This window comes from Nocardia canadensis (assembly GCF_032656385.1).
GTDB lineage: Bacteria > Actinomycetota > Actinomycetes > Mycobacteriales > Mycobacteriaceae > Nocardia > Nocardia canadensis.
This window is the reverse complement of the sequence record NZ_JAVCWB010000002.1, coordinates 1,115,653-1,130,037: the sequence shown is the minus strand read 5'-3', so window position 1 is coordinate 1,130,037 and position 14,385 is coordinate 1,115,653. Positions and strand designations below refer to the sequence as shown.

Annotated in this window: 14 protein-coding genes and 1 rRNA gene; all 15 read right to left on the bottom strand. The window is 65.2% G+C overall.

Annotation, left to right across the window (positions count from 1 at the left end; all coding sequences use genetic code 11):
* Positions 1 to 4: 4 nt before the first annotated feature.
* Positions 5 to 1,521: ribosomal RNA gene (locus tag Q7X29_RS08330) — 16S ribosomal RNA — on the bottom strand.
* 401 nt (positions 1,522 to 1,922) lie between these two features.
* The gene (murA, locus tag Q7X29_RS08325; RefSeq protein WP_218721179.1) at positions 1,923 to 3,203 is read right to left on the bottom strand and encodes a UDP-N-acetylglucosamine 1-carboxyvinyltransferase; all 1,281 of its coding nucleotides are present in this window, start codon (positions 3,201 to 3,203) and stop codon (positions 1,923 to 1,925) included.
* A 79-nt stretch (positions 3,204 to 3,282) separates the two neighbouring features.
* Positions 3,283 to 3,861, bottom strand: a complete 579-nt coding sequence (locus tag Q7X29_RS08320) for a cob(I)yrinic acid a,c-diamide adenosyltransferase (protein ID WP_218721180.1) — start codon at positions 3,859 to 3,861, stop codon at positions 3,283 to 3,285.
* Positions 3,858 to 4,286: a DUF2550 domain-containing protein gene (locus tag Q7X29_RS08315; protein ID WP_218721181.1), complete on the bottom strand. Its 429-nt coding sequence runs from the start codon at positions 4,284 to 4,286 to the stop codon at positions 3,858 to 3,860. Before Q7X29_RS08315 ends, Q7X29_RS08320 begins: the two co-directional genes overlap by 4 nt.
* 174 nt (positions 4,287 to 4,460) lie before the next feature.
* Positions 4,461 to 4,838, bottom strand: a complete 378-nt coding sequence (locus Q7X29_RS08310) for a F0F1 ATP synthase subunit epsilon (RefSeq protein WP_218721182.1) — start codon at positions 4,836 to 4,838, stop codon at positions 4,461 to 4,463.
* Between the two features lie 6 nt (positions 4,839 to 4,844).
* Entirely contained in the window at positions 4,845 to 6,293 is a 1,449-nt protein-coding gene (gene atpD / locus Q7X29_RS08305; protein ID WP_218721183.1) for a F0F1 ATP synthase subunit beta, read from the bottom strand.
* Between the two features lie 24 nt (positions 6,294 to 6,317).
* Positions 6,318 to 7,289 carry a F0F1 ATP synthase subunit gamma gene (locus Q7X29_RS08300; RefSeq protein ID WP_218721184.1) on the bottom strand — a complete coding sequence of 324 codons (972 nt, stop codon included), beginning with the start codon at positions 7,287 to 7,289 and terminating at the stop codon, positions 6,318 to 6,320.
* A 62-nt stretch (positions 7,290 to 7,351) separates the two neighbouring features.
* A complete protein-coding gene (gene atpA / locus Q7X29_RS08295) occupies positions 7,352 to 8,992 on the bottom strand; it encodes a F0F1 ATP synthase subunit alpha (RefSeq protein WP_218721185.1) in 1,641 nt (546 codons plus the stop codon).
* A gap of 69 nt (positions 8,993 to 9,061) precedes the next feature.
* Entirely contained in the window at positions 9,062 to 9,874 is an 813-nt protein-coding gene (locus tag Q7X29_RS08290; protein ID WP_218721186.1) for a F0F1 ATP synthase subunit delta, read from the bottom strand.
* A 19-nt stretch (positions 9,875 to 9,893) separates the two neighbouring features.
* Positions 9,894 to 10,451 (bottom strand): F0F1 ATP synthase subunit B, encoded by a 558-nt coding sequence (locus Q7X29_RS08285; RefSeq protein ID WP_218721187.1) that lies wholly within the window; start codon positions 10,449 to 10,451, stop codon positions 9,894 to 9,896.
* Between the two features lie 5 nt (positions 10,452 to 10,456).
* Entirely contained in the window at positions 10,457 to 10,705 is a 249-nt protein-coding gene (locus tag Q7X29_RS08280; RefSeq protein ID WP_019045404.1) for an ATP synthase F0 subunit C, read from the bottom strand.
* A 78-nt stretch (positions 10,706 to 10,783) separates the two neighbouring features.
* Complete coding sequence (gene atpB, locus Q7X29_RS08275) at positions 10,784 to 11,638, bottom strand: F0F1 ATP synthase subunit A (RefSeq protein WP_255588549.1); 855 nt, start codon at positions 11,636 to 11,638, stop codon at positions 10,784 to 10,786.
* 287 nt (positions 11,639 to 11,925) lie between these two features.
* The gene (locus tag Q7X29_RS08270; protein ID WP_218721188.1) at positions 11,926 to 12,384 is read right to left on the bottom strand and encodes a hypothetical protein; all 459 of its coding nucleotides are present in this window, start codon (positions 12,382 to 12,384) and stop codon (positions 11,926 to 11,928) included.
* Between the two features lie 27 nt (positions 12,385 to 12,411).
* Positions 12,412 to 13,542: an MraY family glycosyltransferase gene (locus Q7X29_RS08265; RefSeq protein ID WP_218721189.1), complete on the bottom strand. Its 1,131-nt coding sequence runs from the start codon at positions 13,540 to 13,542 to the stop codon at positions 12,412 to 12,414.
* Positions 13,543 to 13,555: 13 nt separating this feature from the next.
* Entirely contained in the window at positions 13,556 to 14,221 is a 666-nt protein-coding gene (locus tag Q7X29_RS08260; RefSeq protein ID WP_218721190.1) for an L-threonylcarbamoyladenylate synthase, read from the bottom strand.
* Positions 14,222 to 14,385: the final 164 nt, after the last annotated feature.

Sequence of the window (14,385 nt, the reverse complement as noted above, 5' to 3'; positions counted from 1 at the left end):
TTAGAAAGGAGGTGATCCAGCCGCACCTTCCGGTACGGCTACCTTGTTACGACTTCGTCCCAATCGCCGATCCCACCTTCGACGGCTCCCTCCACAAGGGTTAGGCCACCGGCTTCGGGTGTTACCGACTTTCATGACGTGACGGGCGGTGTGTACAAGGCCCGGGAACGTATTCACCGCAGCGTTGCTGATCTGCGATTACTAGCGACTCCAACTTCACGGGGTCGAGTTGCAGACCCCGATCCGAACTGAGACCGGCTTTAAGGGATTCGCTCCACCTCACGGTATCGCAGCCCTCTGTACCGGCCATTGTAGCATGTGTGAAGCCCTGGACATAAGGGGCATGATGACTTGACGTCGTCCCCACCTTCCTCCGAGTTGACCCCGGCAGTCTCTCACGAGTCCCCGCCATTACGCGCTGGCAACATAAGATAAGGGTTGCGCTCGTTGCGGGACTTAACCCAACATCTCACGACACGAGCTGACGACAGCCATGCACCACCTGTACACCGACCACAAGGGGGCCTACATCTCTGCAGGTTTCCGGTGTATGTCAAACCCAGGTAAGGTTCTTCGCGTTGCATCGAATTAATCCACATGCTCCGCCGCTTGTGCGGGCCCCCGTCAATTCCTTTGAGTTTTAGCCTTGCGGCCGTACTCCCCAGGCGGGGTACTTAATGCGTTAGCTACGGCACGGATCCCGTGGAAGGAAACCCACACCTAGTACCCACCGTTTACGGCGTGGACTACCAGGGTATCTAATCCTGTTCGCTACCCACGCTTTCGCTTCTCAGCGTCAGTTACTTCCCAGAGACCCGCCTTCGCCACCGGTGTTCCTCCTGATATCTGCGCATTTCACCGCTACACCAGGAATTCCAGTCTCCCCTGAAGTACTCTAGTCCGCCCGTATCGCCCGCAAGCTTGGGGTTGAGCCCCAAGTTTTCACGAACGACGCGACGAACCGCCTACAAGCTCTTTACGCCCAGTAATTCCGGACAACGCTCGCACCCTACGTATTACCGCGGCTGCTGGCACGTAGTTGGCCGGTGCTTCTTCTACAGGTACCGTCACTTGCGCTTCGTCCCTGTCGAAAGAGGTTTACAACCCGAAGGCCGTCATCCCTCACGCGGCGTCGCTGCATCAGGCTTTCGCCCATTGTGCAATATTCCCCACTGCTGCCTCCCGTAGGAGTCTGGGCCGTGTCTCAGTCCCAGTGTGGCCGGTCGCCCTCTCAGGCCGGCTACCCGTCGTCGCCTTGGTAGGCCATTACCCCACCAACAAGCTGATAGGCCGCGGGCCCATCTCGTACCGATAAATCTTTCCACCACAAGACATGCATCCTGTGGTCATATCCGGTATTAGACCCAGTTTCCCAGGCTTATCCCGAAGTACGAGGCAGATCACCCACGTGTTACTCACCCGTTCGCCGCTCGTGTACCCCGAAGGGCCTTACCGCTCGACTTGCATGTGTTAAGCACGCCGCCAGCGTTCGTCCTGAGCCAGGATCAAACTCTCCGTTGAAGACTCTTGAAACACCCGAAGGCGAATCAGAAATATCTAAACTAGAGTCCGAAAACCTAGCAATGCCGAACACCAGCAAAAGTTTGCTGACATTCAAAATGTCCGACCTCGTCAACCGGGGGGTATGAGAGGCCGGAACCAATAATAATATTGGCACTGACATTCATCGACACACTATTGAGTTCTCAAAGAACACACGCACAAGCATCCACCCGCAACATTTCGCAGGGGCTTCCGCAGGGCAACTGTTCCAACCTAGCGCAGGCAACCCGACCGAAGCAAATTCGGAAGGAGTGAGTCTGGCTAAATGATCAATCAGGCGCTCAGCGTCACCGCGTCGCTCTGACTCGAATAAAGTTACGCACCGACGAACGCGAAGTCAAATCGCCTGGTCAGACCGGCTATTTCGGCGTATCGACGCGCTCGACCTGTCCACCCAGCGCCTGCATCTGCTCGACGAACTTCGGGTAGCCGCGGTCGATGTGGAAGACATCGTGGACTTCGGTGACGCCGTCGGCGACCAGACCGGCCAGTACGAGACCGGCGCCGGCGCGAATGTCGGAGGACCACACCGGCGCGCTGGACAGCCGCGGGATACCGCGGACCACCGCGTGATGACCGTCGGTGCGGGCATCGGCGCCGAGCCGGATCATCTCCTCGACGAAGCGGAACCGCGCCTCGAAGACGTTCTCGGTGATCATCGACGTGCCGTCGGCGATGGCGGCCAGGCCGATCGCCATCGGCTGCAGGTCGGTCGGGAAGCCCGGGAACGGCAGCGTCGCGAAGTTCACCGCGCGCGGGCGCTCGGCCTGCACGACACGGAAACCGTTGGGCTCGTAGGAGATCCGCGCGCCGGCCGAGCGCAGCTTGTCCAGCACCAGCGCCAAGTGCTTGGGGTTGACCCCGGTCACCCGGACATCGCCGGTGGTCATCGCCGCGGCGATACCCCAGGTGGCGGCGACGATACGGTCGCCGATCACCCGATGCGTGGTCGGTGACAGGCTCTTGACGCCCTGCACGGTCAGCACCGAGGAACCGGCACCGTCGATCCGCGCACCCATCTGCACGAGCATGGTGCACAGGTCGACGATGTCGGGCTCGCGCGCCGCGTTGTCGATGACCGTCTCCCCCTCGGCCAGCACCGCGGCCATCAGGATGTTCTCGGTCGCGCCGACGGACGGGAAGTCGAGGCGGATGCGCGCACCCTGCAGCTCGTCGGCGCGGGCGACCACGCATCCGTGCTCGATCTCGCTGGTCGCGCCGAGCAGGCGCAGGCCCTGCTGGTGCATGTCCAGTGGCCGCGAGCCGATCGCGTCACCGCCCGGGAGCGCGACGACCGCGCGCTTACAGCGCGCCATCAGCGGACCGAGCACACACACCGAGGCGCGGAACTGGGTCACCGCCGGGAAGTCGGCGTGATATTTCGGCTCCGGCGGGGTGACGATCGTGCAGACCGAGCGGTCTCCGCTCTCGTCGTCGGAGATCGTGACGTCGCAGCCGAGACCACGCAGCACCTCGGCCATCAGCGGGACATCGAGGATGTCCGGGCAGTTGGTGATGGTGGTCGTACCCTCGGCCAGCAAAGCGGCGGCCATCAGCTTCAGCACGCTGTTCTTCGCGCCGCCGACCGCGACCTCGCCGACGAGCTGATTACCGCCGGAGACCAGAAACCGTTCGCTCACCCCGCCAGCTTATCGACCGTTGCCCGACGACACGCCCCCCGACGCCAAACCGACCGATCCTGGCGCCACCGAGTGGCTTTCAGCGCTCGGCTCCGCCACCCGGCTGCCACAGCACGTCGCCCTCGGGATTGGTCGCACGGCTGAGGATGAACAGCAGGTCCGACAGGCGATTGAGGTATTTGGCGGGCAACACGCTGGTGTCGTCGGGGTGGGCCTCGACCGCCGCCCACGCCGCACGCTCGGCGCGCCGGACCACGGTGCGTGCCGTGTGCAACAGTGCGGCAATCGGCGTGCCGCCGGGCAGGATGAACGAATTCAGCGGTGCCAGGCCCTCGTTGAACTCGTCACACCACTTCTCCAGCCGATCGATGTAGGGCTGGGTGATGCGCAACGGCGGGTACTTCGGCTCGGCCACCACGGGGGTCGACAGATCCGCGCCCGCGTCGAAAAGGTCGTTCTGGACCTGGCGCAGCACCGCGAGCACCGCGGGCTCCGGCGCGCCGAGCGCGACCGCGACGCCGAGTGCCGCGTTGGCCTCGTCGCAGTCGGCGTAGGCCACCAGCCGGGGATCGGTCTTGGGGACGCGCGAGAAATCGCTCAGACCGGTGGTGCCGTCGTCGCCGGTCCTGGTGTAGATCCGGGTGAGATGGACGCTCATGCCTGGCCTCCCCTGGTCCGGCGGGCGCGATCGGACGGCCGCGACTCCACCCACGACAGAAAAGCCGCCATCGATCCGCGGTCGAGCGCGAGCTCGAAGCTGCTGTGCGGATCGGTGACGGCTACCACCACGATGTCCTCGCTCATGATGTCGAATTCGTCGCCCTGTGGCGCGCGGCGTTCGACGATCTCGAGGCCCTGCCGGTGCACGGTGGAGTCCGGACCGAACTTGAGGCTGGTCAATTTGAAGAAGACGAGGCGATCCTCGTCGTAGCGGATGAGACCGTGCCGCCAGCCCTGGCCGCCGCGCGCGGGCAATACCCGCAGCAGCGCGGCCGTGCCGCCCCGGCGCAGCATCACCAGCCGGTAAGTCGAAGCACCTGCTACGAACACGAGCGTCAGCACCAGAATGATCAGGAGAACCATCCCGGTTTGCAATGCCGTACGCCCTTTCGCTCAGCTGGTGTCGAAGACACCCCCGCCGTCATTCAATCACGCCCGATGTGGGCCACTCCGGCGGGATCGGTAATACGGCCGGAAACAGCACTGTCGGCGACGAACCGGAGTTCGTCGCCGACAGTGTGTCGTTCGGTGAACAGATCAGGCAGTCACGGTCGCCTCGACCGCGCGCACCTGGCCCTGAGCGACCCGCAGCTCCACCTCGGTGGCGCTCGCGTCGGCCAGCACCTTGCGCGCCGCGTCGACGTCGACCTCACCCGCGAGTTCCGCGGACTCGGCCAGCACCCGCACGGTGTCGGCGGTGACCGAGAAGAAACCGCCGTGCACCGCGGCCACGATCCGATCGCCGTCGGTCGACACGATGGTCACCGTGCCGCCCTCGACGAGCTGACCGAGCAGCGGCTCGTGGCCCGCCATGATGCCGATCTGACCTTCGGTGGTCTGCGCGCTGACGAACGTCGCCTGGCCGGACCAGAGCTTGCGTTCGACGGCGACGAGATCAACTGTCATTTCCGCCATGGTGGACTACTTCCCGGCGATCTTCTTCGCAGCGGCCTCGACGTCGTCGAGACCACCGCAGGAGTTGAACGCCTGCTCCGGGAAGTGGTCGAACTCGCCCTTGCAGACGCGATCGAAGTCGTCGATGGTCTGCTCCAGCGGCACGACCGAACCCGGCTGACCGGTGAACTTCTCGGCCACGATGAAGTTCTGGCCGAGGAACTTCTCCAGACGACGGGCGCGGCCGACGAGGACCTTGTCCTCTTCGGAGAGCTCGTCCATACCGAGGATGGCGATGATGTCCTGCAGCTCCTTGTACTTCTGCAGGATCCGCTTGACCTCGTTGGCGACCCGGAAGTGGCGCTCACCGACGATCGACGCCTCGAGGATACGAGAGGTCGAGGTCAGCGGGTCGACGGCCGGGTAGATGCCCTTCTGCGAGATCGGGCGCGAAAGCTCGGTCGTCGCATCGAGGTGGGCGAAGGTGGTCGCCGGCGCCGGGTCGGTGTAGTCGTCGGCGGGGACGTAGATCGCCTGCAGCGAGGTGATCGAGCGACCACGGGTCGAGGTGATGCGCTCCTGGAGCTCACCCATCTCGTCCGCCAGCGTCGGCTGGTAACCCACGGCGGAGGGCATACGACCCAGCAGGGTCGAGACCTCGGAACCGGCCTGGGTGAAACGGAAGATGTTGTCGATGAAGAGCAGCACGTCCTGGTGCTGGACATCGCGGAAGTACTCCGCCATGGTCAGCGCGGACAGGGCCACGCGCATACGCGTGCCCGGCGGCTCGTCCATCTGGCCGAAGACGAGGGCGGTGTCCTGGAGGACGCCCATCTCTTCCATTTCCAGGTGGAGGTCGGTGCCCTCACGGGTACGCTCACCGACGCCCGCGAACACCGAGGTGCCGGAGAACTCGCGAGCGATACGGGTGATCATCTCCTGGATCAGAACGGTCTTGCCGACACCGGCACCACCGAACAGACCGATCTTGCCGCCCTTGACGTACGGGGTCAGCAGGTCGATGACCTTGACGCCGGTCTCGAGCATCTCGGTCTTACCCTCGAGCTGGTCGAAGCTCGGGGGCTTGCGGTGGATGCCCCACTGCTCGCCGTCGCGGCCGAGGCCCGGCGAGTCGAGGCAGTCACCGAGGGCGTTGAACACGTGGCCCTTGACGATGTCGCCGACGGGCACCGAGATCGGCTTGCCCGAGTCGGTGACGCTCGCGCCACGGACCAGGCCGTCGGTCGGCTGCATCGAGATGGTGCGCACGATGTTGTCGCCGAGGTGCTGCGCGACCTCGAGGGTCAGGGTCTTGGCCACCGACGGGAGCTTGATGTCGGCGTGCAGAGCGTTGAACAGCTCGGGGATGGCGCCACGCGGGAACTCGACGTCCACGACGGGGCCGATGACACGGACGACGCGGCCGGCGGTTGCGCCCGCCTTGGTCGCGTTGTCCTGAGTGACAGCTGCGGTCATTAGATTGGTTCTCTTCCTGCGCTTCTAGTCGCGGTCCGAGCTCGACGCCAGCGCGTTCACGCCGCCGACGATTTCGCTGATTTCCTGCGTGATCTGGGCCTGACGCACCGAGTTCGCCTCGCGCTGGAGCACACTGGCCAGCTCGTTGGCGTTATCGGTCGCCGCCTTCATTGCGGTGCGCCGAGCCGCGGACTCGGATGCCGCTGCCTCGAGCAACGATGCGTAGATACGCGTGTTGACGTACTTGGGCAGCAGAGCGCCCAGCAGCACATCGGCGTCCGGCTCGAATTCGTACTGCGCCGTGACCACCGCGTTCGGCGAATCCGAGACGATGTCCTCGCCGAGCTCGTACTTCTCGTCGACGAAGCTCACCTGGATCGGCGCCAAGCGGCGCACCTCCGGGGTCTGGGTCAGCATCGAGACGAACTTGGTGTACACGATGTGCAGTTCGTCGACGCCCGCGATGGTCCCGGTGCCGTCCAGCGAGGGAACCTCGTTGTCGGAGCCGGCCATGAAGGCCTCGACCAGGTGCTGGCACGCGGCCGAGGCATCGGTGTACTTCGGCTGCTGGGAGAAGCCGGTCCACGACGCCTGGAACGGACGGTTGCGGAACTTGTAGTACGTGAGGCCCTTGTTGCCCATCACGTACAGCACCGGCTCCTTGCCGTCGCCACGCAGCGTGGTCATGAGCTCCTCGGCGCGCTTGAGCACGTTCGAGTTGTAGCCACCGCACATACCGCTGTCACTGGTGATCACCAGGACAGCGGCCCGACGAGCGTTGGGACGCTCGGTCAGCAGCGGGTGCGACAGGTTCTTCGAGGCGCTCGCCAGCTCACCGAGGACCTTGGTGATCTCCTCGGCGTACGGCTTGGCCGCCGCAACCCTGGCCTGGGCCTTGGAAATTCGCGAGGTCGCGATCAGTTCCTGAGCCTTGGTGATCTTCTTGATCGAATTCACACCACGAATGCGGGAGCGCAATTCACGCAAACTTGCCACTAGCGGTTCACACTCCCTTCATTCGCCAGATCGGAATATGCCGACATCAGTCCTGACCCGGCTTACTTGTCGACGTGCTTGCGGGTGACCGACAGCGACTCGACCTCTTCGTGGTCCAGATCGCCGGCAGCGGCCTCGTTCACGACACGGCTGCCGTCGGAAGCCAGGAAGCCTTCCTTGAACTTGTCGGTCTCCGACTTGATCGCGTCGGCGGCCTCGCCGTCGAGCGGCTTGCGGCCACCCTCGAGCGCGTCGAAGGACGACTGGGTCGCGCTGTGCAGGTGCTCCAGCAGCTCGGCGGTGAAGCGACGCACGTCGCCGACCGGCACCGAGTCGTAGTAGCCGGCGTCGACCAGGTAGATCGAGACGACCTGATCCTCGACGGCGACCGGGGAGTACTGGTTCTGCTTGAGCAGCTCCACCCAGCGGGCACCGCGCTCCAGCTGCGCCAGCGAGGCGGCGTCCAGGTCGGAAGCGAAGGCGGAGAACGCCTCCAGCTCGCGGTACTGCGCCATTTCCAGACGCAGCGAACCGGCGACCTTCTTCATGGCCTTGGTCTGGGCGGCGCCACCGACACGGGAGACCGAGGTACCGACGTTGATCGCCGGGCGGACGCCCTTGTTGAACAGGTCGGACTCGAGGAAGACCTGGCCGTCGGTGATGGAGATGACGTTGGTCGGGATGAACGCCGAGACGTCGTTGGCCTTGGTCTCGATGATCGGCAGACCGGTCATCGAGCCGCCGCCCATCTCGTCGGACAGCTTCGCGCAACGCTCCAGCAGGCGGGAGTGCAGGTAGAAGACGTCACCGGGGTACGCCTCGCGGCCCGGCGGACGACGCAGCAGCAGCGAGATGGCGCGGTACGCCTCGGCCTGCTTGGTCAGGTCGTCGAACACGATCAGGACGTGCTTGCCCTGGTACATCCAGTGCTGGCCGATGGCCGAACCGGTGTACGGAGCCAGCCACTTGAAGCCGGCGGAGTCGGAGGCCGGGGCCGCGACGATGGTGGTGTACTCCATCGCGCCGTGCTCCTCGAGCGCGGTCTTGACGCCCGCGATGGTGGAGCCCTTCTGGCCGATCGCGACGTAGATGCAACGAACCTGCTTGCTGGGGTCGCCCGACTCCCAGTTCGCCTTCTGGTTCAGGATCGCGTCGACGGCGACGGCGGTCTTGCCGGTCTTACGGTCGCCGATGATCAGCTGACGCTGGCCGCGGCCGATGGCGGTCAGCGCGTCGATCGCGGTGATACCGGTGGCCAGCGGCTCTTCGACCGGCTGGCGCTCCAGCACGGTCGCGGCCTGCAGCTCCAGCACGCGGCGGTCGTCGGCCTCGATCTCGCCCAGGCCGTCGATCGGCTGGCCGAGCGGGTTGACGACGCGACCGAGGAACTTGTCGCCGACGGGAACCGACAGCACGTCGCCGGTGCGGCGGACCTGCTGGCCCTCTTCCAGCGAGGCGTACTCGCCGAGGATGACGGCACCGATCTCGGTGTCCTCGAGGTTCAGCGCGACGCCCAGGACGCCGCCCGGGAACTCGAGCAGCTCGTTGGCCATCGCCGAAGGCAGACCGCTGACGTGCGCGATGCCGTCGCCGGTGTCGGTCACGAGGCCGACTTCTTCGATGGAGGTTTCCGGGGTGTAGCTCTGGGTGTAGCTCTCGATCGCGCTACGGATCTCGTCGGAGGAGATCGTCAGCTCCGCCATGTTGTTCCTGCTCTCGCTGTGGTCTCGAATGTCGGGGGTTGGAGAATTACTGCGGTGAGCTGTCCTTGATCAGGACAGCGCCCGGCGCAGCTTCTCCAGTCGGCCGGTGGCGCTGCCGTCGATGACGTCGTCTCCGACGCGCACGACGACGCCGCTCAGCAGCGTCGGGTCGACCTGCACGTGCACGGTGACCGCCTTGCCGTAGATCCGCTGCAGGGAAGCCGAGAGCTTCTCCTTCTGCTGATCGGACAGCTCGACCGCGGCGTGCGCGTGGGCGACGATCTGGTCACGACGGGCCGCCGCCAGATCGGACAGGGCGCCGAAGGCGACGCCGATGTTGTTGGTCCGCAGTCGGGTCACCGCCTGCTCGGCCAGCGTCAGGGTGATCGGCTCGGCCTTGCCGGTCAGCAGCCGCTCGATCAGCTCACGCCGCGCCGCGGCCGGCTTGCCCTGATCGGACAGTGCCTGCTCCAGCTGCGGGTTGTCGGCGATGATGCGACCGAGCCGGAACAGCTCGTCCTCCACCGCGTCCAGCCGGCCGCCGTCGGCAGCGGACTCCAGCAGAGCCTCCTGCCCGAGCAGCACCAGGGTGTCGACCAGATCGCGGGTGCGCGACCAGTTCTGGGCCACCGCGGTGGTCAGCACTGCCTGCGTGGCAGCGCTGACCTTGCCGCCGAAGATCCGCTCACTGAGTTCAGCGCGCGCCGAACCCGGCACCGACACGTCCGCGAGCGCCACACGCAGCGAACGCTGGTCGTCCAGCACGGCGACAACGGCGAACAGTTCCGACCCCGTTGTGGCCGCAACAGTTTCGCTTCCGGTCAGAGCGGCCCGAAGCGCCTCCCGGGACCGGGAGCTGGCCTCGCGGCTCGCTGCGTACATGCTTCTCACTTTCGCGTCGTTACCTTCCGACCCCGATGGCGTCGGTGTCGTCGAGTTCGCTGAGGAACTTGTCGATCGACGCCGCCTGCTTGGCCTCGTCCGAGACAGACTGGCCGATGATCTTCTCGGCCAGGTCGACGGCCGTGCGGCCGACCTCGGAGCGCAGCTCGGTCAGGATCTGCTGGCGCTGGGCTTCCAGCTGGGAGTGACCGGCGGCGACGATACGGTCGCTTTCGGCCTGGGCATCCGCGCGCATCTGCGCGAGGATCTGCTGACCCTGGGTGCGCGCATCCTCGCGGATACGTGCGGCCTCGAGCCGGGCGTCGGCAAGCTGCTGCTGGTACTGCTGCAGCGTCTGCTGTGCCTCTTCCTGCGCGGCTGCGGCCCTGGCGATACCGCCTTCGATCTTGTCGGCACGCTCATCGAGTGTCTTGGTCACACGCGGGATCACGTATTTCCAGAAGAGCACGCCGATGATGGCGACGCAGACGATCGACCAGACGATGTCGTACGTTTCGGGAATGAGAGGATTCACATCCTCTCCCCCTTCGGCAGCGAGCGTGATGAGTTCGCGCATCGGAATCAGAAGATGAAGCCGGCGACGAGGCCGATCAGCGCCAGGGCCTCGGTGAACGCGATACCGAGGAACATGTTGGTACGGATCTGGCCGGCCAGCTCGGGCTGACGGGCGAAGCCCTCGATGGCCTTACCGACGACGATACCCACGCCGATGCCGGGGCCGATCGCGGCGAGACCGTAGCCGATGGCGCCGAAGCCCTTGAAGGTGCTCTCGGTGGTCGCGGCTTCCTGGGCCAGGTAAGCGAGGCTCATGAGTCTTCTTTCCCTTTCTGTTGCTCACCCGCCGGTCGGCGTGTGTAGCAGGTTTGGCAGTACTGGTGTGGATTCAGGTCAGTGGTCGGCGGCGTGCTGCGCGAGGCTGATGTACACCGCGGTCAGCAGGGCGAACACATACGCCTGCAGGAAGATGACCAGCAGCTCGAACAGCGTGAAGCCGATGCCTGCCAGCAGCGAGAAGGGCGTGAAGACCTTCATCCACGCGGTGGCATCGAAGAGGAAGAACCAGGTGGCGCTGAAGAACAGCACCAGCATGATGTGGCCGGCCAGCATGTTCGCCATGAGTCGGACGGTCAGCGTGAACGGGCGCAGGATGAACGTCGAGACGAACTCGATCGGGATCAGCAGCACGTGCAGGGCGGGCGGCACATCCGGAACGACGATGCTGGAGCGCATGTACTTGAAGAAGCCGTACTTGCGGATGCCCACGTAGTTGAACGCGATGTACGCGATCGCGGCGAGCACCAGCGGCATGCCGACTCGCGCATTCGACGAGATGTTCAGGAACGGAACAATGCTGGAGAAGTTCAGGAACAGAACCGTGAAGAAGATCGTCGCGATCAGCGGGAGGAACCGCTTACCGGTTTCCTTACCGAGTACCTCGTCGGCGATCTGCTCCTTGACGAAAACCACCGCGGTTTCCATCACGTTCTGCAGGCCGCGCGGCACGATCTTCGGCGAGCGGAAAGCCAGCACGAAGACGAGCACCACAACGGCGGTCATCAGCAGCCGGATCAGCATCAGGCGGTCGAGTTCGAACGGCGTACCCTCGAACAGCACTGCTGGAGGGAAGAAGTCGGACAGCGATGGCGCGTGGAACTCGCCCGCCGCCAAAGTGATGACGCTCAGCGTTCTCTCCCGTGTTCGGGCCGCGGGTACGACGGTCATTCCCGCGGTTCGATCGGACATTGACGATCAATGGGGTCGACTCTGGTCGGCTCGAAATTCGACAGTTGCTCGTACGGTGTAACCCCGTAAAGCTTCTGTTCGGGCGTCGGCGACATCGTCGACATGCTTCAACCGGGCACATTCCACCCGGATCGGCAGTAAGCATAGCGGCACCGGGCAGGATCTTGGCGATCCCCCCTGGTAACCCGAGGCAATGCCCCGAGTCATCCTGGGCAGCGCCTCCAGCTTGGGTGCTTGCTTACCAACACTTTACCAAGCTATCTACGACAGTGTGTAGCTGGGTGGGATTATTCCTGCTCGGAAGCCGTTTCGTCGTCTCCCGCGCGTGTCGTGACGTACGGAACCTTCACGCTCACAACGCCATACGTCTCCGCGCCCAGCACGATGAGCAGGGCTCCGACCACGGTGAAGAACAGCGTGGGCCTGCTGTAGAAGTCGAACTGGTTGAGCACACCGACGATCACCAGCGCGATCAGCAGCTTGCCGACCCAGCTGACCAGCATGACCAGGCCCGCCGTGCTCGGCGGCAGCTTGGCGCCCAGCAGCACGGCCACCACGGTGGTGAGGATGAACCCGCCGCCGATCGCCGCGCCCAGCAGCGCGCCCCACAGACCCGGCATACCCGCGACGAGGGTGCCGATCACCACCGAGACGACCACGAGGACACCGAGCCCGATCAGGCCGTAGCGCAGCGCGGTTCGCAGGGGGGCGTCGGGTCCTGGCACGGGGGTGGGTGTAAAGCTCACGGGCCGTACTTTACCTTCGGCCGCTTCTCAGCGATTGGCCGACTCCATCCGACGCATCGAGGGGATCGCGGTCACTACCAGGGCGAACACCAATCCACCCGCCACCAGCAGCACCACCAGGCGCCGATCCATCAGCGAGGTCCCCACCGCGCCGAAGGCGAGCACGCCGACCCACAAATAGATCAACAGCACAACGCGTCGCTGTGAATGTCCGATCTGTAGCAATCGGTGATGAAGATGCATTTTGTCCGGTGTGGAGAAACTCACGCCGGCGCGCACGCGGCGCACGATCGCCAGCAACAGATCGAGCACCGGAATGAACATCACCGCACCCACCAGCAACAGCGGCGAGAGCAAACCCACAATGTCGCGCGGGCCGTAGCCCTGCAGCGGAATTCGACCCGAGGCACCGGTGGAAACCGCGGCCAGCATCAATCCGATCATCATCGAGCCGGAATCACCCATGAAGATTCGGGCGGGCGAGAAATTGTGCGGCAGAAATCCCAGGCAGGCGCCGGCCAGCGCGGCGGCCAGCAACGCGGGCGGATAGGTGTCGACCGAACCGCCCTGGTCATAGAGCAAACCGACGGAGAACACGAAAACCGCGCCGGCGCAGATCAAGCCGAGGCCCGCGGCGAGGCCGTCCAGGCCGTCGACGAAGTTCATCGCGTTCACCAGGGTGACGGTGATTCCCACCGTCACCAGGCCGCCCTGCAGCGCGTCCAGGACGACGGTGGTGTCGTTGAACGGATCGTAGATCACGTACCAGCTCAGGCCCATCACGGCCATCACGCCCGCGGCGGTCACCTGCCCGGCGAATTTGGTGAGCGCGTCCAGGCCCCACCGGTCGTCGACGATGCCGACCAGCACGATGATCGTCGCCGCGACCAGGACCGCCGGAATATCGGGGGCGTAATCGAAACCGCGCCGCAGTGCGGGCAATTGGTGTGCGAACAACACCGCGGCGACCACGCCGACATACATGCCGACACCGCCCATCCGCGGAATCGGCGTGACGTGCACATCGCGCTCACGCGGAATCGCGACCGCGCCGAACGCGATGGCGAGCACCCGGATGCCGCCGGTGGCCAGGAACGTCACCGTGGCGGAGACGAGCAGCACGAGCACCAGCTCGCGCAGGGGAACGACCGTGCTCATCGGATGCGTGCGATCACCGCTGCGCGGGGCTGATCAGGGCATCCGGCGCCATACCGAGGACCTCCGCGACATCGGCCACCGCCACCGCACCTTCCCGCAACACCCGCGGCTGATCCGCGGTCAGATCGACGATCGTCGACGCCACCGCGTGCTCGGCGGGACCGCCGTCGAGATACACACTCGCCAGCGAACCCAGCTGCTCGCGCGCCTGCTCGACGGTGCTGGCCGGGGGCTGCCCCGACACATTGGCACTCGACACGGCCAGCGGACCGACCTCGCGCAGCAGTTCCAGCGCTACCGGATGCAGCGGCATCCGCAGCATCACCGTGCCCCGGGTATCGCCCAGGTCCCACGCCAGCGAGGGCGCGGCCTGCACGACCAGGCTCAGCGCGCCCGGCCAGAACGCCCGGATCAGCTCGCGCGCCTGCGGGCGCACCGAGAACACCAGTCCATCGATGGTGTGCCACGACCCGACGAGCACCGGGACGGGCATATCGCGACCGCGCCGCTTGGCGGCCAGCAGCGCGCCCACCGCGTCGGCGTCGAACGCGTCGGCCGCCAGGCCGTACAGCGTGTCCGTCGGCATGACCACGAGCCGCCCCGACTTCAGCGCGCTGGTCGCCGCGGTCAGCCCAGCGGCCCGCGAATCCTGCTCGGCACAGTCATAGACGGTACTCACGGCTTGTCCGCCTCTCCGCGTTTCTTGCTGGTCTGTGGATGCGGCAAGAGTCTAGCTGTCGGGCCGACGGCGGAATGTGGGGGGACTTTTGGGCGTCCCCGGGATACGCCCGCGGCGCATGCGCGAGCACGGAATTCGTTTCCTGCTGGAAGTGTGCTGCCGGG